The following is a 26,732-nucleotide window of genomic DNA, read 5'->3' as shown; positions in this document are numbered from 1 at the left end:
TCTCAGACTTTTTATTTAGGATGCTCTCCCTGTTTTCCTCCTTTCTTTTTCGAATAAAGGATAGAAAGGAGGTGTACCTCATGGCAGAGGAAGGGTTAACACCGAAGGAAAAGAAGTTTTTGGAAGATTATCGGTCTAAGAAAACACACTGTTTTCGTGATATCCTGCGCTATTGTGAATTACGAAAGAAATTGACTAATAGCTGAAATTTGATATACTTGATAAGAATATATCAAGGAGTAATCGCGTGAAAGAACATCAAGAAAAAGCCGAGGTGACCTCCCAGTCACCTAGAGGACAATACAGCCGCGTTAGCCGACTAGAGGGGACCACAGCCAAAGTCCATCCAGCAAAGGAGGCTCGAGAGCGCTTGCGCCTTCCAAAGGAGGAAACGGCATCCAACACCGTTGAAAAGAGTGTTGAAAAGAAACCTCAAAAAGAACACAAGGTTAAAAAGAAGCGTAAGGTGACGGCTCCTGAACCACAAAAAGTGGCTAGTCGTAAACAGCCAGGAACAAATCGGTTGATGACAAGTAAACGAGTACCAGTCTTAAGACGGCATCGTCTCTTCCTGGCGATTTGTAGTTTCTTTTTGGCTTTACTAACGGTGTCAATGCCTTATATGACAAACCTGGCAAATGGTTTTCAATCTCAAAGCCTCTATACGGGCTATCTATTTGCGAATGGGTCGCTACCGTATACAGATGTCTTCTCAACGGGTGGTTTTTTCTATTATGCCATAATTGCCCTGTCTTATGTTTTAGGATCTAGTGTCTGGCTAATCTTTGTTCACTTTGTAGCCTTTTACATGGCTGGATTTTACCTGTATAAAATCGTTGCCCATATGACAGGACGACGTGATGCTGCAGTGAGTTTAGCCTTAATCTATTACCTTTTGAATCTTGGTCTCGGTTTTGGAGGACTTTACCCGATTCAGTGGGCCATGCCCCTTGTCCTGTTGGGCATCTGGTTTTTGACCAAATACTTCTCTGGCATGACGAAGGACGAAGCCTTTATTTTGTATGGTTTTGTTTCTGTTTTTGCTTTCATGATCGAACCTCGAACAGCGATTTTTTGGGTAGTTTCTTTTGTTGGTATTTTAGTCTATAACATAGCTAATCATCATTTTGCGCGTGGTTTTTATCAGTTACTGGCCATTATTTTTGGAGCGATTCTGGTCTTTTATACAGCGGCCTATTTTATCTTAAATCTCCAAATTTTAGGAAATTATGTCTATCAAGCAGGCAGTTACCTTCTTGGAAACTTTGCCATTGGTTCTGGGAATGTTTTCTTAACTCTAGTGTATCAGTTGTTTGTGGCAGCTGCTTCAGGTTTATTGATTGGCTGTTTTGCCTTGTCTAAGCGCAGTGCTTACACGGCGCGAGACCGAGTAATAAAAGTGATTCTGCTTTTGACAGTGGCCCTAAGCTTGGTGATGGTTCTTCTGGTACAGACTTTTCAAGTCTATGACCTCCTCTTAATTTTGCCATATAGTTTAGTCTTGGCTGCTGTGATGGTAACTAATACAGATGAGGTTAATGAAGAAACGATGTCAGGGCACGAGAGTGCGTTTGCAACCTATCTTGCCAAACATTTTTACTTGCCCTACCTGGTTGTGATTATTGGCATCCTATGTCCACTCATTTCAGGTGTTCTGCAAATTGCTACCGTAAAAGAGCGAACAGACCTTGCTAGTTTTGTCGCGAAAAACACCTCACAGTCTGATGCTATTTATGTTTGGGACAACTCGGCAACAATCTACTTAGCCAGTCAACGTAAAGCTGCTTCACAAATTATTTTACCAACAGTGAATGCAGCATCTGAGACCAACCAAAAGTTACTGTCGGATGATCTTTTGCAAAATAATGCTAAATATGTCATTGTCAACAATAATCAGAAGTTACCAAGTGCTGTCAGCACGGATTTAACCAGCAATTATGACATTATCACTGTCGATAATGTGAGTCACTTCACGGTTTATCAGAAAAAAACTTCGTAAGACCTAAAAATCAATATCTTGTGTTTCTAAAAAAAGTTACCACAAGATATTGATTTTTTTTAGATTACGACTATAATAGGTGGCGTGAAAGGAAGTATTGCGAAATGATTACATTGGAAGAAGAACGTGTTTTAAGTCAACCAAGGATTCGTGTCATGAAACGTGATGGTCGTCTGGTTGATTTCGATGCCCAAAAGATTGACCGTGCACTACACAAGGCTAGTCAAGAAGTGGAGGAAATGTCACCGCAAGTAGAGGCCAAGTTACGTACCATTTCTGATCGCATTATTGCCGAAATTTTTGAACGATTTAGTAAAGATGTTAAGATTTATGAAATTCAAAGTATTGTTGAACATGAGTTACTCGCATCTGGAGAATATACGATTGCTAAGGAATACATAAACTATCGGACGCAACGAGATTTCGATCGCCAAAAGGCAACTGATATCAACGTGGCCATTGATAAATTGCTTAATAAAGAACAAGCGGTGGTCAATGAAAATGCGAATAAGGATAGTGAAGTTTTCAATACGCAGAGGGATTTGACAGCAGGAATCGTTGGCAAGTCCATCGGGCTTAAGTTACTGCCACCTCATGTAGCCAATGCGCACCAAAAAGGGGATATTCATTTTCATGATATGGATTATAGTCCCTATACCCCAATGACCAACTGTTGTTTGATTGATTTTAAGGGCATGTTGGAAAATGGGTTTAAGATGGGAAATGCAGAGGTGGAGTCTCCAAAATCAATCCAAACGGCGACTGCGCAGATTTCTCAAATTATTGCAAATGTTGCCTCCAGTCAATATGGTGGCTGTACGGCAGACCGTATCGATGAACTGCTAGCGCCTTATGCCGAGCTTAATTATCAAAAACACCTCAAGGATGCCAAAGAGTGGGTAGCTGAAGATAAACAGGAAGCCTATGCACGTCAAAAGACGCAAAAAGATATCTATGATGCGATGCAGTCTTTGGAATATGAAATTAATACCTTGTTTACGTCAAATGGCCAGACACCATTTACCTCTCTTGGCTTTGGCCTTGGAACGAGCTGGTTTGAGCGAGAAATTCAAAAGGCTATTTTAACCATTCGTATCAAAGGTTTGGGAAGTGAACACCGGACGGCTATCTTTCCTAAGCTTATCTTTACCCTCAAATCAGGGCTGAATTTGGAAGTCGGGACGCCAAACTATGACATTAAACAGTTGGCTCTGGAATGTGCTACGAAACGGATGTATCCGGATGTTTTGTCCTATGACAAAATTGTCGAATTGACAGGCTCCTTTAAAGCACCGATGGGCTGTCGTTCTTTCCTTCAAGGTTGGTGGGATGAAAATGGGCAAGAAGTCAATTCTGGTCGCATGAATCTTGGTGTTGTAACCCTCAACCTTCCGCGGATTGCGCTTGAAGCAGAGGGGGATATCGAACGATTTTGGGATATTTTCAAGGAACGTTTAGCCATTGCCAAGGACGCTTTGGTTTACCGTGTCGAACGTGTCAAAGAAGCGAGTCCGGCAAATGCTCCTATACTTTATCAATACGGGGCCTTTGGCAAACGCCTGCCTAAAGTGGGCAGTGTGGATGAACTCTTTAGAAATCGTAGAGCCACTGTTTCCTTAGGTTATATTGGTCTCTATGAAGTGGCAACAGCCTTTTATGGTGGTGCCTGGGAACATAATCCGGCAGCCAAGAATTTGACCATTGATATTGTCCGTCAGATGAAGGAAGCCTGTGAAGACTGGTCCAATGAGTATGGTTATCATTTCTCTGTCTACTCAACACCATCTGAAAGTTTGACTGACCGTTTTTGCCGTCTGGATAGTGAAAAATTTGGTCTGGTTCCTGATATTACAGATAAGGAATACTATACCAACTCTTTCCACTATGACGTGCGCAAGAATCCAACGCCTTTTGAAAAATTAGATTTTGAAAAAGATTACCCAGCGGCTGGGGCAACGGGTGGCTTTATTCACTATTGTGAGTACCCTGTCTTGCAACAAAATCCAAAGGCGCTTGAGGCCGTATGGGACTATGCCTATACACGTGTCGGCTACCTGGGAACAAACACACCAATTGATCACTGTTATGCTTGTGGTTTTGAGGGGGATTTTGAACCAACTGAGCGGGGCTTCAAGTGCCCTAATTGTGGAAATAGTGACCCTAAAACAGTTGATGTGGTCAAACGAACCTGTGGCTATTTGGGAAATCCTCAGGCCCGTCCAATGGTTAATGGCCGCCATAAGGAAATTTCAGCGCGTGTCAAACACATGAATGGTTCAACGATTGCACAGGAAGGAGCGAAGGCTTAATGGGGAAATACCAATTAGATGACAAAGGAAAAGCTCAGGTGACTCGGTTTCACGAGAAACATTCAACGGGTGGCGTCAATAAGAAGGATCGCATTACGCAATTGAGAGAGCAATTTTTAAACAAAACGAAGAAATAAAAAAGTGAGAGGGAGCTCTCACTTTTTATCTAGAAAGGCGCAGTCATGAAACTAAGAAGACCGACAATGGAAGACAAAGAAGCTGTTATGGAGATGATGGCTGAATTTGAAGCGGCAAATTCTTTGCATGACGGTGGCTTTTGGGATGCAGATAACTTTGACTATGACAGCTGGTTGACAACGAATCTCATGTCTGAAGCAGGCCTTGACCTCCCCGATGGCTGGGTGCCTGCCATCCAACTCATCGGATTTGAAGGGGGAATCCCTGTTGGTTTTCTTAACCTGCGGCTTCGTCTAAACGACTATCTCTTCAACCAAGGTGGACATATTGGCTATTCGGTCCGACCTAGTCAGCGTGGTAAGGGGGTTGCCAAAGAAATGTTGCAGCAGAGCATTCCGCTTGCTAGCGAGAAAAATATTCAGCCTATCTTGCTGACTTGTCATGAGGATAATCCCGCCAGTCGTGCAGTTATTCTGGCCAACGGTGGTGTCCTAGAGGATGTGCGAGATGGTGTGGAGCGTTACTGGATAGATGTGGAGGCAAAGAATGAATAATCCTAAACCCCAAGAGTGGACCAGTGATGCCCTCAGTCAGGGGCGCATCATTGACTACAAGGCTTTTAATTTCGTAGACGGCGAGGGTGTGCGCAACTCCCTCTATGTGGCAGGTTGCATGTTTCACTGTGAAGGGTGTTACAATGTCGCTACCTGGTCTTTCAATGCTGGCATTCCCTATACTCAGGAGCTAGAGGAGCAGATAATGGCAGACCTGGCCCAACCTTATGTGCAAGGGTTAACCCTTTTGGGTGGGGAACCCTTTCTCAATACTGGTATTCTCCTGCCTTTGGTCAAACGGGTTAAGCGCGAACTGCCGGACAAGGATATCTGGTCATGGACGGGCTACACCTGGGAGGAAATGCTACTGGAAACACCAGATAAATTGGAATTGTTGCGGATGATTGATATCTTGGTGGATGGTCGTTTTGACCGTACCAAAAAAAATCTCATGCTACAATTCCGCGGTTCCTCCAATCAGCGCATTATCGATGTTCAAAAATCGCTAAAGGCTAACCAAGTGGTGATTTGGGATAAGTTAAATGATGGTGACGCAAGTTATGAGCAGGTAAAACGAGATGATTTAATCTAAAAAAGCCCTTATCGGGCTTTTTTTAGGATTTATTTCTGACATAGACCAAGGTTTGACCTGTGGATAAATCTGGACGATAGATGAAGCCATCAGCTGTGATGGTCTTTAAATCCTCAAGATGATGACTGTCTTGAAGGAAAACTTGGTTGATAAAGGCACCGCGTGCTTTTTTGGAGATGGTGGCGTGTTTCTTTAAACGACCATCGACCTCTTCTAGGAAGTCCAACCGTATAAACTTGGAGCGGACATTTGGCGAAAAGACATCTTCGAACTCGCTTGAAAGAAGTGAAACGACTGTTTCCTGGGAGTCGGCCCAGCTATCGTAGTGGGGGCGCCAATAGTTCTTAAGGGTTTGCTGATTGGCGAGAGTAACCCTGGTTTGAAAATCTAGCCTGTGAGGAACGATAGGCATTAAGGCAGGGATTATGCCATAGAGGCTGGTGGCGATAAAAAGAGACTTATCCACATTATCCACAAGTTCTGTGGATAACTTTTCTTTGGCTATCTGACGATACATCAAGCCATGGTAGAGTAAGAGAGCAGGATAGGCAGAGGCTGTTTGTTTGGCGATCGCTTGCCAGCGGTGGTACTCGCGCTCGGCAGCGGGAGGCGTTATTTGGTACGCTTGAGCCAATTCATCACTTGACAAACTTGTTAAGATATCCACAACAGGTGTTGACACCTGTGGATAAGTAGCAAGTGATTTTGAAAAGGGAAGTTCCATTTCTTTGGCTGGAGGAATGATAAAACTTAACATATTAGGATTGTAAATAAAACTGTCAAGCTTGTCAATAAAACTGTCAAGTTAACTCGTTTAAGTCGGTGAAAAGCACTTTTTTTGGTATAATGAAACCAATACAATGCAAGGGGGTATTGCAATGAAAGTAACGACTTTGGGCTGTTGGGGCGGCTATGCCTATCAAGATGCTGGTACAACGAGCTTTCTGGTTCAATCCGAAGATGGGTTTAACCTGTTGATGGATGCCGGTAGCCGTGCGGTAACGGAGTTGGAAAAAGAGATTTCTCCACTGGCACTTGACGCGGTTATCGTTAGCCATTATCATGCCGATCATGTGGCCGATTTAGGGGTCTTGCGGCAGTATCGCCAACTCTATCCCAAACATCTGTGGGAACCTAAAATCTTGCCTATTTATGGGCATACTGAGGATCCAGAAGAATTTGCCAAGTTGACACTGACGGATGTTTCCCAAGGTCAAGCTTATGATGTGGTAAATGGTCAAACGATTGGGCCTTTTGATATTAGTTTTATTAAGACTGTTCATCCTGTACCTTGCTATGCTTTTCGGATTTGTGAACGTCAGACGGGTCAGGTTCTGGTCTTTACGGGGGATACGGGTTACTTCCCTGAACTGGTAGACTTTGTCAAAGGTGCAGACCTTTTCTTGGCAGATGTGTACTTTTTTGAGGGAAATGAAGGTCATATAGCGCACTTAACAAGCAAGGAAGCTGGTGAGATAGCTCAAGAAGCTGGGGTGAAACGCTTGGTGTTGACCCATCTTCCTCAGTTTGGACCTTCTGAATTTACCGGGGACGACCACTTGGAGGCGCTACGGCAAGAGGCTCAGGGTTATGCTGGACTGATTCCGGTTGATCTAGCGGCACCTCACCGTTCTTTTCAGGTAGGGGACTAATGCAAGAATACACAGAAGCGGAAAAAATCCACTTTATGGGGGAGGCGCTTAAAGAAGCAGCGAAATCACGTGATAAGAATGAAATCCCAATTGGTTGTGTGATTGTAAAAGAGGGTGTCATTATTGGGCGAGGGCATAATGCGCGGGAAGAACAAGAACGCGCCATCTTACATGCAGAAATAATGGCCATTGAAGAAGCCAATCACAGCCTAAACTCATGGCGCTTGCTGGACACAACCTTATTTGTGACGATTGAGCCCTGCGTGATGTGTAGTGGTGCCATCGGATTGGCGCGAATTCCACAGGTTATTTATGGTGCTCCCAATCAAAAATTTGGCGGTGTGGACAGCCTTTACCAAATTTTAGAAGATTCAAGACTTAATCACCGTGTCCAGGTAGAACGTGGACTGATGGCTGACGAGTGCGCCCAGATGATGCGTGATTTTTTTCGCAGCAGGAGGTAATAGGGCATGAGATTTCTCCCTGAAATTGGTATAATATCCCTATGACACGAATTATAGATAGTGAAGCTTTAGGCGAGGAGATGTTTGAAGAACGCTCTTTGCGCCCGCAGTATTTGAGAGAATACATCGGTCAAGATAAGGTCAAAGAGCAGTTGTCCATTTTTATACAGGCAGCCAAAGCTCGTGACGAAGCCCTTGACCATGTTTTGGTTTATGGCCCACCAGGGCTGGGTAAAACTACGTTGGCTTTTGTGATTGCCAATGAACTGGGGGTCAATCTGCGTCAGACGGCTGGGCCTGCGATAGAAAAAGCTGGCGATTTGGTGGCCGTCTTAAATGAACTCGAGCCGGGTGATGTCTTGTTTATTGATGAGATTCATCGGATGCCAATGGCTGTCGAAGAGGTGCTTTATAGCGCCATGGAAGATTATTACATCGATATCATGATTGGGAGTGGCGAAGCCAGTCGCAGTATTCATTTGGACTTACCGCCATTTACCTTAATTGGTGCTACGACTCGAGCAGGTATGCTGTCTAACCCCTTGCGCGCGCGTTTCGGGATTACCGGTCATATGGAATACTATAATCTAAAGGATTTGACGGAAATTGTGGAACGGACAGCACAGATTTTTGAGGTAGGGATAAGCACCTCAGCGGCCAAGCAACTGGCCTTGCGCTCTCGGGGTACCCCTCGTGTGGCCAATCGCCTCTTGAAACGCGTGCGGGATTATGCCCAAATTATCGGAGACGGCCTAATCAATGAAGACATTGCTGTCAAAGCACTTGAGCTTTTGGATGTCGATCCCGAAGGTCTAGATTATACCGATCAAAAGATTCTTCGCACGATGATAGAGGTTTATGGCGGTGGGCCTGTTGGTCTGGGAACCTTGTCTGTTAATATCGCAGAAGAGAGGGAGACCGTGGAAGATATGTACGAACCCTATCTGATTCAAAAAGGATTTATCATGCGCACGAGGACGGGACGAGTGGCGACTAAGAAAGCTTACGACCATTTGGGAATTCCCTACCTCAAAGAAGACTAAGAGTTGTAAGGGAGTTGGTATGGCGTCAATCTGTTTTGTTTGCTTAGGGAATATCTGTCGGAGTCCCATGGCTGAAAGTATTATGACCCATCTCAATGATGGGCGTTTTGAGCGTATCGAAAGTCGAGCGACGTCATCGTGGGAACATGGAAATCCTATTCATGCAGGGACTCGCTCTGTTTTGGACGCCCACCAGGTCCCTTTTAATCCAGAGAAAAGATCGCAACAGATTACAGTGGAGGATTTGGAAGATTTTGACACTATTGTCGCGATGGACCAGCAGAATCTAACGGACTTGCAAGACTTATCAGCTGGTCGTTATGATCATAAAATTAGCCGATTGCTAGATCGCGATGTCCCAGACCCTTGGTATACAGGAGACTTCGAAGAAACCTTTGCCTTATTGTGGCAAGGGTGCCAAGATTTACGAGATAAAGAGAGAAAAAATGACTAAGGAGAAAACCCAATCACCTGTGCGTTCCGTTTGGGAACGTTTTAAGGCTATCGAATGGACAAGGGAACGCCTTGAAGGGCTTGCCTGTCTTTTTATTGTTTTATGTGCTTTGACGGTCCCTTTTGTTTCTGTAAAAAGTCAGGGAAGCTTGACCTACGATGGCGGAAAGATCACCTATCAGGGACAAGTGCAAAATAATGCCATGGATGGTCAGGGGACCTTGACCTATGCCAATGGAGATCGTTATAAAGGAAACTTCTCTCACGGTGTCTTTTCAGGTCAAGGGACCTATCGTTCAGCGACGGGGTGGAAATATGTTGGGCATTTTACAAATGGTCAGGCAGATGGTCAAGGAACCTTAACGACTGAGGATGGCACTGTTTATAAGGGCACGTTTGAAAAAGGAATTTATAAAAAATGAGAATTCAATGGTTTTCTTTTGTTCGGGTAATCGGCCTATCTCTGGTTTTGCTTTACCACTTTTTTACGGGGGCTTTTCCTGGTGGCTTCATCGGTGTGGATGTTTTCTTCACCTTTTCAGGCTTTCTCATCACAGCCTTACTGATTGATGAGCATCAAAAGCAGGGCAAAATTGACCTGTTAGGCTACCTGCGTCGTAGGTTTTATCGAATTGTTCCTCCTTTGCTATTGAGCATCCTTATCTCCTTGCCATTTACCTTCTTGGTGAGAAATGATTACATTGCGAGCATTGGCAGACAACTGACAGCAGCCTTAGGCTTCATGACCAATTTTTATGAAATATTGACAGGTGGTTCTTACGAGTCAAATTTTGTCCCCCACTTGTTTGTTCACACTTGGTCTTTAGCGATTGAAGTGCATTTTTACCTCCTCTGGGGGCTGTTATTGTGGTATCTAGCCAAACGGGTCAAGAGTCCTCAAGCCTTTCGATCTTTGGTCTTTTTGAGCTCCCTTGTTTTCTTAGGGCTTAGCCTTTTGACCATGGTGATTGGGGCTAGTCTTTCCAGTAACTTGTCTAGTGTCTATTTTTCAACTTTTAGTCATATTTTTCCATTTTTCATCGGTAGTGTCACGGCAACGGTTTCAGGTGTGCGTGAAACCACTGCACGCTTTAAAAGAAATGTGGGGAACTGGTCATTGAAGCGTACCTTGTCTGTGATGGGGCTAGCCACAGTTATCCTGCTTGTGCTTACCTTTGCGCTTGATTTTAATGCGCGTTTGACCTACTATGTCGGCTTCTTTTTAGCTAGTTTGTTTTCGGCCCTCTTTATCTATGCGGCGAGGTTGCTCAATGACCAACTACCGAACCGCAAAGAGCCTCAAGTGATAACTTATATTGCTAATATTAGCTATGCGGTTTATCTGTTTCACTGGCCCTTATTTACCATATTGTCACAGGTAACGACGACCTTTTTGGCTGTTGTCCTAACCCTTTTGCTTTGCCTGCTCTTTTCGACACTTTCCTACTATGTCATTGAACCCATGGTAATTGGTAAAACACCAGCCTTTATGGGGGTTAGCTTTGACCTTTCGCCGTATAAAAAGTATTTTTACGGTGCAACGGGGCTTTTGGTCTTAGCCATGTTAGTGGTCTTGGTACGTGCACCAAAGGTCGGTGCCTTTGAGGCGAATTTGACCACAAACACCATCAAGCAAGAGCAAAACACCATGAACAAAACCCGTCAATTGGCAGATAGTGCTAATGCGACTAGTTACAATGTTCCTGCGGGTGTCACTATTATCGGGGACTCTGTGGCCCTAAGAGCAAGTGATTGGCTGAATAGCTCCATTAGCAATGTTTCTGTCGATGCCGCAGTGAACCGAAATCTGGATGAGGCCTTGTCCATTTTACAGACAGATGCGCAAAACAACGCTCTGGCTCAGGATGTGGTCATAGCAACAGGTGTCAATACGGTCAATGATTATAAGTCAAGCCTGGATCAAATCGTTGCCAGTCTGCCTAAGGGTCACCATTTAGTTTTTGTCACCCCCTATGATGGGCGCTATATAACATCGAGTGATGCGGTGGTCAATCAAACAGCAAATTATATGCGTGAATTGGCCCAAAAGTATGATTACATTAGTGTAGCCGACTGGAACCAAGTGGCGCAAACCAATAGTGCCATCTGGGTCGGTACTGACGGTGTCCATTTTGGCTCAACAAGTGACAGTATCTCGACAGGAGCTACCCTGTATGTTCAAACCCTACAAGCTGCTCTTACGGAAGTTAATAGCAAACCTTTGAAGACAGCAGCTTAGCTCATAAACTTTCATTTGCATCAAAGACTGGGAATGCCCCTGGTCTTTTTTATGTTATTCTGCTTTTTCAAAATGAACTGAGGGGTTTTTCAGTTCAAGTGAGCGAAATAACGAACGAAAGATAAAGAGATAAGATAATTACAAACTAAAACACGAATGTTAAGAGATATTATTTTGATAAATATTTACAAAATTCAAAAATTAAGGTATAATTGAAGAGAATATTGTAAGGAAATCTCACATGAGTTTGGTTTCACGAAGGAGTAGACCATGAAAAAAATGAAGCGTTTCATACTGGCAGCAGTCACGGTAGCCGCCAGTGCTACCTTGGCGGCTTGCGGGGCCAATCAATCCCAGCAGTCCAGCACGAAGATCTACAATTTGTCTTATTCAGCAGACCCGGATACCTTGGATTATCTCGCAACGGCTAGTGGAGATACGCAAGGTTACGCTGCAAACTTCATTGACGGGTTAATGGAAATGGACCCGTATGGCAATGTGGTGAATTCCTTGGCTAAAAACTGGACAGTTTCTAAAGATGGGCTGACCTATACTTACCAGCTTCGGAAAGGGGCGTATTGGTATACCTCTGAGGGGGAACAGTATGCGCCAGTTACCGCCCAGGATTTTGTGACGGGCATTAAGCATGCAGCTGACTCGGGTTCTGATGGCCTCTACCTTATCCAAAATTCAATTGTGGGATTAGATGATTATGTCAACGGGAATGCAGACTTTTCAGCGGTGGGTGTGAAAGCCATAGACAAGTATACCGTACAGTATACGTTGACGCAGCCGGAGAGTTACTGGAATTCTAAGTTGACCAATATGATTTTGTTCCCTGTTAATGCAGAATTTTTGGCAGCTCAGGGCAGTCGTTTTGGGACAACAACCGATCCATCAACTCTGCTTTACAACGGTCCTTACATTTTAAGTAGTTTCACCTCGAAATCATCCATCAAAATGATGAAAAACACGAACTATTGGGATAAGAAAAATGTCCACATCGAAGAGGTTAACTTCACCTATAATGATGGCAGTGACTCCGAGTCTTTCTTTTCTGGTTTTGAGCAAGGGATCTACAGCTCGGCAGCGGTTAGTTCGACAGCGTCTTACTATAAGGCAGCAGTAGCTAATTACAAACAGTATTTCAACACCAATCCACAAAATAGTGCCTCATGGTTTGCGACCTTTAATATTGACCGTAAAACCTACAACAGCACTTCTAAAAAGACGGATGCTGAGAAAGCGGCAACCAAGGCTGCTATTCTCAATAAAGATTTCCGTCAGGCCATTACTTTTGCCTTTGACCGTACAGCGGCAGCAGGCAATTATATCGGTGTCAATGCAGCGAATTCGGTCTTACGCTCTATGATTGTGCCATCTGGTTTTGTCACGATTGATGGAGAGGACTTTAGCACGGCAGTCTCTAATGAATTAACGACCACTTATGGCAGCCAGTGGAATAAGGTCAACTTAGAAGATACGAAAGAAAGCTTATTCAATAAAGAAAAAGCAGTGGCAGCCTTAAAACGTGCGCAACAAGCTCTAAAAGCTCAAGGGATTAGTGGCACCATTCACCTGGACGTCAATGTGAACTCTACGAGTGAGACAGGCATGGCTTATGTTAAATCCTTTAAACAGTCTGTGGAAAGCGTCTTAGGCAAGGCTAACGTTACCATAGATATTCACGAACAAAGTGAAAGTGATTATAAAGATTTTTATATCACACAAGGGTCTGAAGCTGATTATGACTTGACCTTTGTCACAGGTTGGACGGCAGACTACATTGATCCATACAGCTATCTACAAACCCTAGTGACAAATGATAGTACGGCTTACACCACCAAGTACTTGGGCGTTGATCCAAACTCAGGAAATCCAGCGATTGAGACAGTCGGTTTGGACACCTACTCTAACTTGGTTGATGAGGCCAATGCCATTACTGACAATGTCAAAGAGCGTTATGTGGCCTTCGCCAAGGCTCAGGCATTCTTGACGGATTCTGCTTTGATTATCCCAACTTACTCAGGCGGAGGGGGAGAAATCATCACGCACAGTGTCCCTTACTCTGCTGGTCTCGCTTTGATTGGTTACAAAGGTGGAGGGAGCTCCTTCAAATACCGTCGCTTGCAAGAGACTTTGATTACCCATAAGGAATTTCTGCAACGACAAAAAGAGTGGCGTGCTAAAAAAATCAAGTCCAATGCGGCCTACCAAGAAGAATTAGCGTCACACGTGGTTGACTAAACCTAGCTATCACGTCGTCAAAAACTAGCGACATTCATGAGGATTGCCAATGAAAAACTATATTTTTGGTCGTATTTTACGATCGCTCCTTTCAATCTTTTTGGTGACGACACTGGTTTATGCCATTGTCTACACCATGATTCCGAGGAACTATATCTTTAAGCAAGACCCTAGCTATAGCAAAAACACAGCGACGCCAGATGCTAAGGTCAATTATGAAAGCACTGTTCTCCAAAAAATGGGCTACCTGCAATACTGGGATAGTAAAACCTTGTTGCAAAAGGCCAAGAGTCAGGACAAATCCATCACTGCTGAGAATACAAAGGCTAATACTAAAAAATATCAAGCCTTTCTCAAGCAAAAGGGCGGTGATTGGAAACTGGGAGAATTTAAAAAAGGTGGTTACTATGCTATCCGAAACATCCCCATTTATGAACAAGTTTGGAACTTTTACGCCAACCTGGTTGTGATTGACCATCCTTGGAAAATCCAGGATAAGACCAATCCAAACCTCAAGCGTTACCTTCGCTTTGAAAACGACAAAAGCATTGGCTGGGCCCTGGTTGGTTCAGGGACACAACACCGCTACATGCTTTACTTCAATGGTATCTTTCCTTTTGTTCACCAAAACTTTATCACCTTTAACCTAGGGACCTCTTATCCAAGTTACAAGGATCAAGCTGTTTTAGATGTGATTAACAATGGGCAAGGGGCAGCAGATATTAAAGAACAAACCTTCCCAACCGGTGTGACCAAGCGTTCTTCTGTCGATATTTACACGCGAACCTATCAATCGCCACAATTAGCCGATCGTTTGGCAATCGAAAAATTTGGTAAGGGTGACGCTTATACCAAGACGCAAAGCTACTACCAAGACCCTTCTATGGTTGTCAGCTCAACAATCATTGGCTTGGTTGGCCTCATCATCGCCTATGCGGCAGGGATTCCTTTAGCCATGCTGATGGCGCGTTACAAAAATAAAACCTTTGATAATGTGTCCACGGTAGCCTTGACCTTCTTGATGGCCTTGCCGTCTATTGCCTTGATTTACATCATTCGCTTTTTAGGGTCAAATGTCTTTGGTCTGCCAACAGTCTTCACCCAGTACGGTGCCTTAGACTGGCGTTCTTATGTCCTGCCGTCTCTATCTTTGGGTATTATGTCCCTATCTGGAGTGGCCGTTTGGGTACGGCGCTACCTGATTGACCAGCAATCAAGTGATTATGTCCGCTTTGCGCGTGCCAAGGGCTTGTCTGAGTCTGAAGTCTCTCGCAAACACATTTTCAAAAATGCCATGGTGCCGATTGTGTCAGGTGTACCAGGGGCCATCATTGGCGTTATTGGTGGGGCAACTTTGACCGAATCTATCTTTGCCTTTCCTGGTATGGGTAAGATTTTGATTGATTCGGTTAAGGCCTCCAACAATGCCATGATTATCGGGATTGTCTTTATCTTTACAGTGGTTTCTGTCATTTCCATGTTATTAGGAGACCTATGCATGATGTTGATGGACCCACGGATTACATTTACTTCTGGAAAGGGGCGTAAGTAATGCAAACCTATGATGCGAGCTTATTTAAACGCGTAAAAGTTGACCAAAGCGCCTCGGAAGTCATTGATGCGCCGGCCTATTCTTATTGGCGCTCAGTCATGACACAATTTTTCAGCAAGAAATCAACCTTTTTCTGGTTGTTTATCTTGGTGGGCATTGTCCTCATGAGTTTTATCTACCCGATATTTTCCCGTTATAATTTTAATGATGTGAGTAATATCAACGATTTCTCCTTACGTTATTTGTCGCCAAGTGCCAAGTACTGGTTTGGGACGGATAAGACGGGCCAATCGCTCTTTGATGGGGTTTGGTTTGGTGCGAGAAATTCTATTTTGATTTCGGTAATTGCTACCTTTATCAACCTTCTGGTAGGTGTTATTATTGGGGGGCTTTGGGGTGTTTCCAAATCTTTTGACCGCATTATGCTTGAAGTCTACAATGTCATCACCAATATCCCAGCCCTTCTGATTATCATTGTCTTAACCTACTCCATGGGGGCTGGTTTCTGGAATTTGATTTTTGCCATGTGTATTACTGGCTGGTTGGGAACGGCTTACTTTATTCGTGTGCAAATCCTACGTTACCGTGATTTGGACTACAACTTGGCTAGTCGCACTTTGGGAACGCCAACGCATAAGATTGTGACCAAAAACATCTTGCCACAGTTGATTTCTGTCATTGTGACATCAGCAAGCCAAATGTTGCCGGCCTTTATCTCTTATGAAGCCTTTTTGTCCTATTTTGGTTTAGGACTGCCTTTGACAGAACCTAGTTTGGGGCGTTTGATTTCCACTTATTCGTCCAATTTAACGACGAATGCCTACCTGTTTTGGATTCCTTTAGCTGTCTTAATTTTAGTCTCACTGGCGCTCTTTATCGTTGGGCAAAATCTTGCCGATGCCAGTGACCCACGGTCCCACCGTTAGAAAGGAGGCGTCACATGTCAACTGTTAATGATAAAGTCATTTTAAGTGTTAAAGATTTGGTCGTCGCCTTCGACTCTCGTAATCGTGTTTTGCGAGCTATCCGTGGGGTGACTTTGGACCTCTATGAAAATGAAGTATTGGCCTTGGTTGGAGAATCTGGCTCGGGGAAATCTGTTCTGACCAAGACCTTTACCGGTATGTTAGAGGATAACGGTTGGATTGAATCCGGCTCCATTGACTACCGTGGACAAGAATTGACCCAAATCAAAAGCAATGAGGATTGGGAGCATATCCGTGGTGCCAAAATTGCAACCATTTTTCAGGATCCCATGACCAGCTTGAACCCCATCAAGACCATTGGTAGCCAGATTGCAGAAGTCATCGTTAAACATCAGAAAAAGAGTAAACAAGAAGCGCGTGATTTGGCCATCAATTATATGGAGCGGGTAGGGATTCCCGAGGCTGAAAAGCGCTTTGACGAATACCCTTTCCAATATTCTGGTGGTATGCGTCAGCGGATTGTTATTGCCATTGCCTTGGCTTGTCGGCCAGATGTCCTCATTTGTGATGAACCGACCACAGCCTTGGATGTTACGATTCAAGCGCAGATTCTAACGCTTTTAAAGGAATTGCAAGCGGAGTATGATTTCTCCATCATTTTCATCACCCATGACTTAGGGGTTGTTGCGAGTATTGCTGATCGTGTGGCGGTCATGTATGCCGGCGAAATTGTCGAGTTTGGTCAGGTGGAGGAAATCTTTTATGACCCTCGTCATCCCTATACTTGGGGACTCCTGTCAAGTTTACCGCAACTGGCTAGTGCTGGAGGTGAGTTGTTCTCTATTCCTGGGACACCACCATCCTTGTACACCCCTATTGAAGGGGACGCCTTTGCCCTACGCTCTGACTATGCCTTGGCCATTGATTTTGAAAAAGAACCGCCAATTTTTCAAGTGACAGATACCCACTGGGCCAAGACCTGGCTCTTACATCCCCAAGCGCCTAAGGTAGAAAAACCTGAAGTGATTGATCATTTGCATGATAAAATCAAAAAGAAAATGGTGATTGAGGAGGTGTCTAATGGCTGAGAAAATTGTTGAGGTCAAGGACCTCGAGATTGCATTCGGAGAAGGGAAAAAACGCTTTGTTGCGGTTGAAAATGCGAATTTCTTTATCAATCGTGGCGAAACCCTCTCTCTTGTTGGGGAGTCTGGCTCAGGGAAAACGACAATTGGACGCGCCTTGATTGGTCTAAACGAAATCTCAAAAGGTGAAATTCACTTTGAGGGTGAGGATATCAATGGTCATATGTCTAAGGAAAAGCGTCGGGACTTGGTTCGTCGGGTTCAGATGATTTTTCAAGACCCTGCTGCTAGTCTCAACGACCGTGCCACTATTGATTACATCATTTCTGAGGGGCTATACAACTTTAACCTCTTTACCGATGAAGACGATCGTAAAGCCAAGGTTCGTGAAATGTTGAATGCTGTCGGACTTTTGCCAGAACATTTGACCCGCTATCCGCATGAGTTTTCAGGAGGACAGCGCCAACGGATTGGGATTGCCAGGGCTCTGATAATGAATCCTGACCTGGTTATCGCTGATGAGCCGATTTCGGCCTTAGATGTTTCCGTTCGTGCGCAAGTGCTCAACTTGTTGAAAAAATTCCAGCGCGAAAGGGGCGTTTCTTACCTCTTTATTGCCCATGATTTATCGGTGGTGCGCTTTATTTCAGATCGAATTGCGGTCATCTACCGAGGGAATATTGTTGAGGTAGCTGAAACAGAAGAATTGTTCTTGCATCCGATTCATCCGTATACCAAATCCTTGCTTTCGGCAGTGCCTATTCCAGATCCGATATTGGAACGTCAAAAGCAGTTGGTCGTCTACAACCCAGATGAGCATGACTACAGTCAAGACAAGCCGTCTATGGTAGAAATTCGGCCAGGCCATTATGTTTGGGCGAATGAGGCTGAAGCGGCGGCCTATCGTCAAAAATTATAAGTGACAAAAAGCAAGTATAAGAAAAACAGCTAGGACTTGATCCTAGCTGTTTTTCTTAGGCTTTATCATCACGGTTTTCAGTTTTTTCGTCGCTGTCTTTGTCGGTATCATTGACCGCTTTTTTGAATTCTGAAAACATTTTTCCAATAGATTGGCCTAGCTCAGGTAAGCGTTTAGGGCCAAAGATGAGTAGGGCCCCAAGCACGATAATAATAATGCCAGGTAATCCAATATCACGTAAGATTCCCATGGGAAGACTTCCTTTCTTTGCGTTTGGTGATGGTGTAACTCAAAAGAACGCTTAGTTCATAGAGAAGGATGAGGGGCACGGTCATGGCAATGTCACTAATAAAATCTGCAGGTGTGAGGACGACTGCTAGTACCAGTAAGATAAAATAGGCGTAACGCCGGTAATGGTTGAGCCATCTCGGAGTGACAAGTCCGATGCTGGTTAAAAAGCTGATAAGCACTGGTAACTCAAATAGACAAGCCACAGGGACAGTCGTGTGGAGGACAAAGGCCAGGTAATTTTCTGCGGTCAATTGTAACTCAAATAGCCCTTGTCCCAGTGATAGGAGCACCCTGAGAATTGCAGGGGTAATGAGAAAATAACCAAAGAGGAGGCCACTGACAAAACAGGCAAAGGTTGCTGGGACGTAGAGAATAATCGCGCGGGCTTCGCTTTTCTCCAGTGCAGGTCTCACAAAAGCCCAAATTTGGTAAACGGTAAAAGGGAGAGTGACGACAAAGGCCATCAGGCTAGCCAGAGAAATATAAATCCCTAGAATATCATTTGGTCCGAGAACGATGAGCTTTTGTTGGAAACCTCGTGTTAAAAAATGGTAAATGTCGGCACAAAAGATAAAGCTAAGGCCAAAGGCAAGAAAGAAGCAGATGACCACCGCTATAAAACGTTTACGAAATTCGCTTAAATGCTCAACTAGAGTCTGTTGTTTGTGGTTTCTAGTCATGGTTATCTCGCCAATTCTTGAAGGTGATAAGAGCGATAATCACGACAAAGACCAGTTGTGCGCTAAGCCCTTCAAGGTTGGGGTAAATCCCTGCCCAGTCGATGGTCGGAAAACCATTAACCAGATGGTTGGGAGCGATATTGGTCAACTGCAAGGCGTGGATGCTGACGCCTAACATCTTGAAGGCCAAAGCGTAAATCAACCAAGTCAGCCAGAAGAAGATTTTTTGTGGCTGGATATGGTTGGAGGCGCGCGATAGCACAAGAGCAAGGATAATCAACACCGCCACAGCTAAAGCGATACCGCCATAAAATTGTAAGCTGTCCGTCCGTGGGTATATCCCAGCATAAAAGAGAATGGTTTCAGCGCCCTCGCGGAAGACAGCTAGGAAACTCAGCCCAAACATGGAAACGAAACTACCTGTAGCAGCCACGGCTTTGATTTGCTTATCCATGAATGCTTGCCACTTTTTGGTGTTTGACTTGCCGTGCAGCCAAATCCCAATGAAAATCATCATGACGACGGCGAATAAGCCAACAAAGCCTTCGATAATTTCACGACTGGTACCAGAAGACACGGCGCTAGAGACAGAGGATTGGAGAACGACAGCAATCGCAAGGCTGGCCAAAATCCCGAGGAGAGCACCAGCATAGACCCAGCGCAAGCCCTTTTGCATTCGTGAGGCCTTGAGGGTAGTCACGAGAGCCATAATAATTAAGAGGGCTTCGATACCTTCGCGCAAGAGAATGAGCATGACATCAAAAGCGCCATAGTTTGCACTTGTGTCGATGGCAGAAAGTTCGCTGATGAGGGTTTCCAATTGTTTTTGATAGGCCTTTTGACCGCCCTTGACCATGATAACAGGCGTCTGACTCTCGACACGCGTGTAAAGTGCTGAATCGCGCGTGCTGACTTCTCCTTCAATCGTTGGCCAAATCGTGATGAATTGCTTCATATTGGCCTTGGCTTTAGCCGTCTCACCAGCCTTAAATTGGTTGAGGGCCTTTTGCAAAAGCTTGATACCGTCCTTGAGGGTCAGGTTACTGCTAACGGTGCTGGCTGCCTTGCCTTGAACAAAGTTGTCAATTTCTGTTTGCAGGTCATCAAAGGCAGTTTGAATGTCTGCGAAATCCGTTGGTTCTGTTTCAATAGCGCTACGCAAGAAAGAAATCGCTGTTTCGATGGAGCCGTAATAAGCAGTGCTTTGGTCCCGGACGATGCTTTCATTGGCTGTCCAGGTGCTGTTGAGGGATTTAAATGCGGTGCGTGTGGCGCTTAAATCCTTGGCACTGATGGCCGCCTGCAAGTGGTCAAAATCACTAGAGAGATTTTTCACCAGGCGTTGTTTTTCAGCGGAGGCGTCGACAGGGTTTTGCTCCTTGTCGAAGGCCAGAAGAGCTGCGCTGATGGCAGTCAGTTGTTTTTGGTGACCTTGCCTTTAATCGTCAATGCTTGAGAAACTTTTTTCCCAGCCTTAGAGTCATGGTTGGCCATGGCTTCAAAGCTATCCTTAATGTCTGCTACGAGGTCTTTGGCCTTGGTTTGGTCACCATTTTCAACGGCAGTCGTTGCATCAGTAATCTTGATATAAAGGCTACTATCCACGTTGGCAAAAACAGGTCTGGTCAGAAAACACAGGAGGCTTAGTGACAAAAGGAGCCAAATCTTGAGCCAGCGGTTAGTCAAAGAGTGCTTGTCCAATGTATTCTCCTTTCTTAATACCTCCAAAGCAGGCGAAAAGACCGCTGCCGACATGTTTGGTGTATTCATTCATCTTGTCCAAGTTACCCAGGTTGGTCTGGATTTTGATGAAGTTTTCGGGGTCCTTTTGAAAGGAAATGAACAACAAGCCCGTATCAAACTGCCCTGTGCTCTCGATAATCCCGTCTGAATAGGAGTAGGACCGGCGATAGATGGGAACTCCAGCTTCCTTGGCTAGGCGCACGTGGGCATCTACTGGAATGAGGGGGTCGCCATTGTCATCTTTGAGACTGAGGTCGACCTCGTCGAATTCATTGGTCTTGCCAAATGGTGCGCCACTGTCTTTATAGCGCCCAAAAGTGTTTTCTTGTTCTTTTAGGTTTGTCCGATCCCAAGTGTCTAGGAGCATCTGAACGCGGCGGACGGCCATATAGGTCCCGCCATTGAGCCAGTCAGAGCTTTTCACCCAAATGACATCGTCATAGTCTTTTTCTGTTTTGACATTGGCCGTGCCGTCTTTAAAACCAAACAGGTTCCGCGGTGTTTCTAAACGGTCGCCAATGGCCGCAAAGCCTGATTGGCTCCAGCGCATGGTAACAGCGTATTTAGCCTTACGAACGAGATTTCGCACGGCGTGGAAAGCAACTTGTTCATCGTCGGCACAAGCTTGGATGATGAGATCTCCGCCCGTGTATTTTTCCTGTAATTGTTCACGAGGAAAAGGAGGCATGTCACGAAAGAGTTTGGGGCGTTTTTTTTCGAGGCCCATCTTTTTTAGGAAGTCGGCTGAAACCCCAAAGGTCAGGGTAAGGCGATAAGGGTTGAGTCCGACTGTTTCGCCTGTGTCACTTGGTGGAAGGTAGGCGTTGCTATTGTCTTTTTTGACCAACTCGCCATCCACTAGTTTTTGGCTGTAAGCTGTCCAATCTTTGAACATTTGGATGACGGTATCCTTGTCTGTGTCAATCAAATCAAGGACAACAAAGTAAATGTTTTTTTGCATGGCTGTCGTGACACCGGCTTGATGCTTGCCATAAAAAGAAATGGCTTCATCACCGTCAGCGATTGCTTTCTCATCGGAGGCTTGTTTACCGAAAAAAGCAGATGCACCCGAAAGGCCAATGGCAAGGCCAGCCCCTCCGATACCTGCTTTTTTGAGAAATTCACGACGGTCCATTTTTTTGTGGAAGAATGAATCGTCTTTTGTCATGGCTTTAGTTCCCGTTTAAGATAATGCCCATTTGGGACAGGGGTTCACCGAGTTTTGCTACCGCTTCGGAGAGTTCCTTGGTATCTTTTTGGGTCAACTCAGTGAAAGATTTGTAGTGTTTGTCATCGGTCATGTGTTTGTCTAAGAGACTGTTAACCGTTTTGAATTCACTATCAAGGGTTTTCACCAAACTCTTGTCCTTGTTTTGAATGAGGGGACGGAGGAGTTCGTAGATTTTTTGAGCACCCTCGATGTTGGCGCGGAAATCGTAGAGGTCCGTGTGAGAATAGATTTCTTCTTCACCAGTAATTTTGCTATCAGCGACTTCGTTGAGCAAGTCAACAGCCCCTGTCAACATGGCTTGTGGGGTCACGTCTAGGGTAGCGACCTTGGCTTTAAGCTCTTTAACATCGTTGACGAGTTGATCAGCATAATCAGCCGTTCCGTTTGTGGTGTTTTGTTCCCACAGGATTTGCTCAATCTTGTGGAAACCACGCCAGCCATCCTCAGTTTGGTTGTCCTTTTTGTAGTCAACCAAGCGACTGTCGATACGCTCGTCTAGCTCGGAGAAACTTTCAGCCAAAGGCTCTGAACGCTCATAAGACATCCGGATGAGGGGGTATTGTTTTTTGGCCTCATCAATATTTCCTGCCTTGAGGGTATCGCGGAAGGTTTCGGTGTCGGTTAAGAGTTGCGCAATCTGCTCTTCAACATAGGTCTTGTACTGAGCGGTTGCCTTATCCAACTGTTTTTGGTCTGATGAAGACAAGGTCACTGACGACGAGCTCGAGCTAGCAGACGACGACGGTTGCTTGCTACAACCTACAACGACAAGGGCTGTAGCGATTAGGAGAAATCCTAATTTTTTCATGAAAATATCCTTTCAGTGCGTCCCAAGAGGACACATCCATCTATCAGGGGCATTCTGCAAAGGCTGCAAAATGACGAGTCATAAGCGATAACGAGTACAAGTATACTCCCTTAAATTATACCAAAACTAGGGCTTTTTTGACAATTGCCTTTTGAGATTTCCTGGGCTGAAAGCTTGTCAGGCCGTCAAAGGAGGAGAGGGAGTCAAGCAAGCTTGCAAGTTTGAAGTGACATATTTGAGGTTTCCTAGAGGAAGGGGCTATTGATGGCACAAGGCGGGGGTCCAGCTTCTTCGAATGGCGAAATTCTAGGGACTCCTTCGCTAGCTTATCTGATAGTCCTCTCCCTTTTAGAGCTGATTTGTGATAAAATGACTCTTATGGGAAAAACGAAAAACACGAAAAAGAAAACACAAAGCCGGAGCCAGCGCCCAACGAAGGCAGAGCTAGAAAAACGTCAGGCAGTTAAAAGGATGATTGTGACGGTTTTGACCGTGATGTTACTCTTATTTGCCCTTTTTCGCCTGGGTGTTTTGGGGCTGAGCCTCTATAATATCACCCGTCTGCTAGTCGGGTCTTTGGCACCGCTAGCCATTGTCCTTTTGATTGGGTATTTGCTGGGACATCGCTGGATTAAAGATAGAGAAGGTTTGACTTCTGGTTTACTGACCATTTTCATCGGCCTCTTGTTGATTTGGCAAGCCAACCTTATGGGCAAACCCGCTTTTGGTGGCCAATCTCCTTTTGGGGTGGTCTTGTCACAAGTTTTGCCAGATGTGACGGCGATTAAGGTCGTTCACTTTGCAGGTGGGGGTCTCTTAGGCGCCAGTCTTTATTATCCAGTGGCCTTTTTATTTGCGAATGTCGGCACCTATATCATTGCAGGCCTGCTCATCCTTTTGGGCGCCTTTCTGGCCAGTCCTTGGACCGTAGAGGATATCGGTGATTTTATCCGTTTTTATCAGGAAAAATGGCGCCAAGCTTCAGAAGAGCGGGCCATTCGCCGAGAGGAAAAAGCGCGGGAACGCGCGGCACTAGAAGCCGAACGCCAGGCCCAGGCTGAGGCGGAAGCTGAGGCCCAAGCCCAAGCTCAAGCCGAAGAAGCTAGTCGCTTAGCCCAACTGCCAGTTGACCTTGAAACGGGTGAAATCCTAGAAACTCCAGCTAGCTTGGATGAGGTGTCCCTGCCAGAGCGTTTGGCAGAACCAGCAATTGTTAGTCATGATGAAGACGGAATGGCCCCTCGGGCTTCCTCTGAGCAGGAGGCGCTGGCTGATGAGGACGAGGTAATCGACATGGACGGCTTGCTCGGTGATAAGCCAGCCAGCAAAAGGCCAGTGCGTCAGAGTCATTACCGTCTGCCGGGCATCGGTCTTTTTGCTCCAGATAAGCCAAAGAACCAGTCACGGGAAAAATCGCTGGTTCGCCAAAATATTAGAACCCTAGAAGATACCTTTAAGAGCTTTAATATCCAAGCGACGGTTGAGCGAGCCGAAATCGGCCCGTCGGTTACCAAATACGAAATCAAACCAGCTGTCGGCGTGCGGGTTAACCGCATTTCAAATCTTGCGGATGACTTGGCGCTGGCTCTAGCTGCCAAGGATGTCCGGATTGAAGCGCCCATTCCAGGGAAGTCTCTGGTCGGGATTGAGGTGCCAAATGCTGAAGTGGCCACGGTGAGTTATCGGGAGCTTTGGGAGCAGTCCAAAACCTCACCAGATAACCTCTTGGAAATTCCTCTGGGTAAGGCCGTTGACGGTTCGGTTCGTTCCTTTGATTTGGGGCGGATGCCCCACCTTCTCGTGGCAGGGTCCACAGGTTCAGGGAAATCGGTGGCGGTTAATGGCATTATTGCCAGCATTCTGATGAAAGCACGTCCTGACCAGGTGAAGTTTCTCATGGTTGACCCTAAGATGGTCGAACTTTCGGTCTATAATGATATTCCCCACCTCCTCATCCCCGTTGTGACCAACCCACGTAAGGCGGCCCGCGCCTTGCAAAAGGTGGTTGACGAGATGGAAAATCGTTACGAACTCTTTAGCAAGTATGGGGTGCGCAACATGGCTGGTTACAATGCCAAGATTGCTGCCTATAACGACACAGCAGACGATAAGATGGCGCCTCTGCCCTTTATCGTTGTCATTGTCGATGAGTTGGCTGACCTCATGATGGTTGCTAGTAAAGAAGTCGAAGATGCTATTATTCGCTTGGGGCAAAAAGCTCGAGCGGCTGGGATTCATATGATTTTAGCGACGCAAAGGCCATCAGTGGATGTCATCTCTGGTCTCATCAAGGCAAACGTCCCCTCACGCATAGCCTTTGCAGTATCTAGCGGAACGGACTCACGCACCATTCTAGATGAAAATGGTGCTGAAAAACTCTTGGGTCGTGGGGACATGCTCTTTAAACCAATTGATGAAAACCACCCCATCCGTCTGCAAGGCTCCTTTATTTCTGATGATGATGTCGAACATATTGTAGATTTCATTAAATCGCAAGCTGAAGCCGACTACGACGAGACTTTTGATCCAGGTGAAGTTTCTGAAAATGACTCATCTAGTGGGTTTGGTGATTCAAGTGAACCTGAGGGCGACCCTCTTTTTGAGGAGGCTAAGGCCTTGGTGATTGAGTCGCAAAAAGCGAGTGCCTCAATGATACAACGGCGTCTTTCTGTTGGATTCAACCGTGCCACACGCCTTATGGAAGAACTCGAAGCCGCTGGCGTTATCGGTCCAGCCGAGGGAACCAAACCGCGGAAAGTTTTACAAAAGTAAGAAAAAAAGCTAGGACAGATGTCCTAGCTTTTTAAGCTGTTAAAAAGATTAGGGCCAGTTCGACCAGGTAAAAAGCCAAAGTGGCTAAAAATCCGAGTCGCCAAAAAAGTTTAAAGAAACGTTTGTAGCCAAAGGCTTTTTTACTCCGAAAGAGCAAAAAGAAAGTAACTCCAATAGCCAAAAGGGCTAGCAAAAGCAGGTAGGCTGGCAAAATCAGATGTGTGAAAAAGAGGCTCGATAACCAGACCGCCTCAACAGCATAGAAAACCAAAGCGAGGTCGGTAAAGAGCAGGCCACGTTTGCGTAAACCAAAGAGTTTGGTGAGGATAACGGCAAAAAACGGCGTAATAAAGAGCAGGGCGACAGCTAAAATCTTGTATATCATAGTGTTATTGTACCCCGAAAGTGACCAAGTGTAAATAAAAAGCCTTGAAATTTCATTTAAAATGAGGTATAGTTAATTGGTATGCGTTCTTGCATGCCTGTGGGAGGTAAAAATCTACAATTACCGAGTGAACCACAAAGAGAGGATTTTACACATGGCTAAACAAGTCGAAAACATCGTGAAGCTTCAAATTCCTGCTGGTAAAGCAACACCAGCTCCTCCAGTTGGACCTGCTTTGGGTCAAGCTGGTATCAACATCATGGGCTTCACCAAAGAATTTAATGCACGTACTGCTGACCAAGCTGGTATGATTATCCCAGTTGTTATCACAGTTTACGATGACAAATCATTCGAATTCGTCACTAAAACACCTCCAGCAGCTGTTCTTTTGAAAAAAGCAGCTGGCGTGGAAAAAGGTTCAGGAACACCTAACACCGTTAAGGTAGCTTCTGTGACACGTGCACAAGTTAAAGAAATCGCTGAAACAAAAATGCCAGATTTGAACGCTGCAGACATCGAAGCTGCAATGCGTATCATTGAAGGTACTGCTCGTTCAATGGGATTCACTGTCACTGACTAATCACTGACACCCAAACAACCCGCAGGAACTTCATCTTGAGATGAGTGACGTGGGAGATGCAAATCGTTAG

Annotated in this window: 25 protein-coding genes and 1 pseudogene; 19 read left to right on the top strand and 7 right to left on the bottom strand. The window is 45.2% G+C overall.

Annotated features, from left to right (window positions below; genetic code table 11):
* The first annotated feature begins 80 nt into the window (after positions 1-80).
* The 6 genes from STRDD12_RS08515 to nrdG all read left to right on the top strand — a co-directional run bounded on the left by STRDD12_RS08515 (position 81) and on the right by nrdG (position 5,592).
* A complete protein-coding gene (locus STRDD12_RS08515) occupies positions 81-206 on the top strand; it encodes a hypothetical protein (RefSeq protein ID WP_269450043.1) in 126 nt (41 codons plus the stop codon).
* Between the two features lie 41 nt (positions 207-247).
* Positions 248-1,999 carry a glycosyltransferase family protein gene (locus STRDD12_RS05800; RefSeq protein WP_066916035.1) on the top strand — a complete coding sequence of 584 codons (1,752 nt, stop codon included), beginning with the start codon at positions 248-250 and terminating at the stop codon, positions 1,997-1,999.
* Positions 2,000-2,103: 104 nt separating this feature from the next.
* On the top strand, positions 2,104-4,308 hold the full coding sequence (gene nrdD / locus STRDD12_RS05795; RefSeq protein WP_066916033.1) for an anaerobic ribonucleoside-triphosphate reductase: 2,205 nt from the start codon (positions 2,104-2,106) through the stop codon (positions 4,306-4,308).
* Entirely contained in the window at positions 4,308-4,445 is a 138-nt protein-coding gene (locus STRDD12_RS08240) for a hypothetical protein (RefSeq protein ID WP_156471447.1), read from the top strand. Before nrdD ends, STRDD12_RS08240 begins: the two co-directional genes overlap by 1 nt.
* Before the next feature lie 45 nt (positions 4,446-4,490).
* Positions 4,491-5,000: a GNAT family N-acetyltransferase gene (locus tag STRDD12_RS05790; protein WP_066916031.1), complete on the top strand. Its 510-nt coding sequence runs from the start codon at positions 4,491-4,493 to the stop codon at positions 4,998-5,000.
* The gene (gene nrdG, locus STRDD12_RS05785; protein ID WP_066916029.1) at positions 4,993-5,592 is read left to right on the top strand and encodes an anaerobic ribonucleoside-triphosphate reductase activating protein; all 600 of its coding nucleotides are present in this window, start codon (positions 4,993-4,995) and stop codon (positions 5,590-5,592) included. Before STRDD12_RS05790 ends, nrdG begins: the two co-directional genes overlap by 8 nt.
* A gap of 22 nt (positions 5,593-5,614) precedes the next feature.
* Here nrdG and yaaA read toward each other — a convergent pair whose 3' ends face one another.
* Positions 5,615-6,349: a peroxide stress protein YaaA gene (gene yaaA, locus STRDD12_RS05780; RefSeq protein WP_082753067.1), complete on the bottom strand. Its 735-nt coding sequence runs from the start codon at positions 6,347-6,349 to the stop codon at positions 5,615-5,617.
* A gap of 121 nt (positions 6,350-6,470) precedes the next feature.
* On the opposite strand from yaaA, the gene STRDD12_RS05775 reads away from it, so the two are divergent.
* The 11 genes from STRDD12_RS05775 (at position 6,471) to STRDD12_RS05725 (ending at position 18,172) form a co-directional block, all read left to right on the top strand.
* Positions 6,471-7,244: an MBL fold metallo-hydrolase gene (locus STRDD12_RS05775; RefSeq protein ID WP_066916022.1), complete on the top strand. Its 774-nt coding sequence runs from the start codon at positions 6,471-6,473 to the stop codon at positions 7,242-7,244.
* Entirely contained in the window at positions 7,244-7,708 is a 465-nt protein-coding gene (tadA, locus tag STRDD12_RS05770; protein ID WP_066916020.1) for a tRNA adenosine(34) deaminase TadA, read from the top strand. Before STRDD12_RS05775 ends, tadA begins: the two co-directional genes overlap by 1 nt.
* Before the next feature lie 41 nt (positions 7,709-7,749).
* On the top strand, positions 7,750-8,751 hold the full coding sequence (ruvB, locus tag STRDD12_RS05765) for a Holliday junction branch migration DNA helicase RuvB (protein ID WP_066916018.1): 1,002 nt from the start codon (positions 7,750-7,752) through the stop codon (positions 8,749-8,751).
* Between the two features lie 19 nt (positions 8,752-8,770).
* The gene (locus STRDD12_RS05760; protein ID WP_066916016.1) at positions 8,771-9,205 is read left to right on the top strand and encodes a low molecular weight protein-tyrosine-phosphatase; all 435 of its coding nucleotides are present in this window, start codon (positions 8,771-8,773) and stop codon (positions 9,203-9,205) included.
* Complete coding sequence (locus tag STRDD12_RS05755; RefSeq protein ID WP_066916014.1) at positions 9,198-9,626, top strand: MORN repeat-containing protein; 429 nt, start codon at positions 9,198-9,200, stop codon at positions 9,624-9,626. Before STRDD12_RS05760 ends, STRDD12_RS05755 begins: the two co-directional genes overlap by 8 nt.
* Positions 9,623-11,443: an acyltransferase family protein gene (locus tag STRDD12_RS05750; RefSeq protein ID WP_066916012.1), complete on the top strand. Its 1,821-nt coding sequence runs from the start codon at positions 9,623-9,625 to the stop codon at positions 11,441-11,443. The genes STRDD12_RS05755 and STRDD12_RS05750 overlap by 4 nt, the downstream gene beginning before the upstream one ends.
* A gap of 270 nt (positions 11,444-11,713) precedes the next feature.
* Complete coding sequence (locus STRDD12_RS05745; protein WP_066916010.1) at positions 11,714-13,690, top strand: peptide ABC transporter substrate-binding protein; 1,977 nt, start codon at positions 11,714-11,716, stop codon at positions 13,688-13,690.
* A 49-nt stretch (positions 13,691-13,739) separates the two neighbouring features.
* Positions 13,740-15,242 (top strand): ABC transporter permease, encoded by a 1,503-nt coding sequence (locus STRDD12_RS05740; protein WP_066916008.1) that lies wholly within the window; start codon positions 13,740-13,742, stop codon positions 15,240-15,242.
* Positions 15,242-16,168, top strand: a complete 927-nt coding sequence (gene oppC / locus STRDD12_RS05735) for an oligopeptide ABC transporter permease OppC (protein ID WP_066916006.1) — start codon at positions 15,242-15,244, stop codon at positions 16,166-16,168. Before STRDD12_RS05740 ends, oppC begins: the two co-directional genes overlap by 1 nt.
* Before the next feature lie 14 nt (positions 16,169-16,182).
* Complete coding sequence (locus STRDD12_RS05730) at positions 16,183-17,256, top strand: ABC transporter ATP-binding protein (RefSeq protein WP_066916004.1); 1,074 nt, start codon at positions 16,183-16,185, stop codon at positions 17,254-17,256.
* The gene (locus tag STRDD12_RS05725) at positions 17,249-18,172 is read left to right on the top strand and encodes an ATP-binding cassette domain-containing protein (protein ID WP_066916002.1); all 924 of its coding nucleotides are present in this window, start codon (positions 17,249-17,251) and stop codon (positions 18,170-18,172) included. Before STRDD12_RS05730 ends, STRDD12_RS05725 begins: the two co-directional genes overlap by 8 nt.
* Positions 18,173-18,227: 55 nt before the next feature.
* On the opposite strand, the gene STRDD12_RS05720 is transcribed toward STRDD12_RS05725, so the two are convergent.
* The 5 genes and pseudogenes from STRDD12_RS05720 to efeO all read right to left on the bottom strand — a co-directional run bounded on the left by STRDD12_RS05720 (position 18,228) and on the right by efeO (position 22,925).
* Positions 18,228-18,422: a twin-arginine translocase TatA/TatE family subunit gene (locus STRDD12_RS05720; RefSeq protein ID WP_066916000.1), complete on the bottom strand. Its 195-nt coding sequence runs from the start codon at positions 18,420-18,422 to the stop codon at positions 18,228-18,230.
* Complete coding sequence (tatC, locus tag STRDD12_RS05715) at positions 18,406-19,143, bottom strand: twin-arginine translocase subunit TatC (RefSeq protein WP_066915998.1); 738 nt, start codon at positions 19,141-19,143, stop codon at positions 18,406-18,408. The genes STRDD12_RS05720 and tatC overlap by 17 nt, the downstream gene beginning before the upstream one ends.
* A pseudogene (locus tag STRDD12_RS05710) lies at positions 19,136-20,829 on the bottom strand (FTR1 family protein). The gene tatC and the pseudogene STRDD12_RS05710 overlap by 8 nt, the downstream one beginning before the upstream one ends.
* Complete coding sequence (efeB, locus tag STRDD12_RS05705) at positions 20,822-22,054, bottom strand: iron uptake transporter deferrochelatase/peroxidase subunit (RefSeq protein ID WP_066915996.1); 1,233 nt, start codon at positions 22,052-22,054, stop codon at positions 20,822-20,824. Before efeB ends, STRDD12_RS05710 begins: the two are co-directional and overlap by 8 nt.
* A gap of 4 nt (positions 22,055-22,058) precedes the next feature.
* On the bottom strand, positions 22,059-22,925 hold the full coding sequence (gene efeO, locus STRDD12_RS05700; RefSeq protein WP_066915994.1) for an iron uptake system protein EfeO: 867 nt from the start codon (positions 22,923-22,925) through the stop codon (positions 22,059-22,061).
* Positions 22,926-23,303: 378 nt separating this feature from the next.
* Between efeO and STRDD12_RS05695 the strand changes: the two genes are divergently transcribed.
* Complete coding sequence (locus tag STRDD12_RS05695; protein WP_066916245.1) at positions 23,304-25,697, top strand: DNA translocase FtsK; 2,394 nt, start codon at positions 23,304-23,306, stop codon at positions 25,695-25,697.
* Positions 25,698-25,728: 31 nt separating this feature from the next.
* Here the strand turns inward: STRDD12_RS05695 and STRDD12_RS05690 are convergent, their stop codons facing one another.
* A complete protein-coding gene (locus tag STRDD12_RS05690; protein WP_066915992.1) occupies positions 25,729-26,082 on the bottom strand; it encodes a DUF3397 family protein in 354 nt (117 codons plus the stop codon).
* A 154-nt stretch (positions 26,083-26,236) separates the two neighbouring features.
* Here STRDD12_RS05690 and rplK point away from each other — a divergent pair, with 154 nt between their 5' ends.
* Positions 26,237-26,662, top strand: a complete 426-nt coding sequence (rplK, locus tag STRDD12_RS05685; RefSeq protein ID WP_066915990.1) for a 50S ribosomal protein L11 — start codon at positions 26,237-26,239, stop codon at positions 26,660-26,662.
* Positions 26,663-26,732 lie beyond the last annotated feature (70 nt).

The sequence above is a fragment of the Streptococcus sp. DD12 genome (assembly GCF_001578885.1).
GTDB lineage: Bacteria > Bacillota > Bacilli > Lactobacillales > Streptococcaceae > Streptococcus.
Note: the sequence above shows the minus strand (reverse complement) of the source record. Positions and strands in the feature narration are given on the sequence as shown.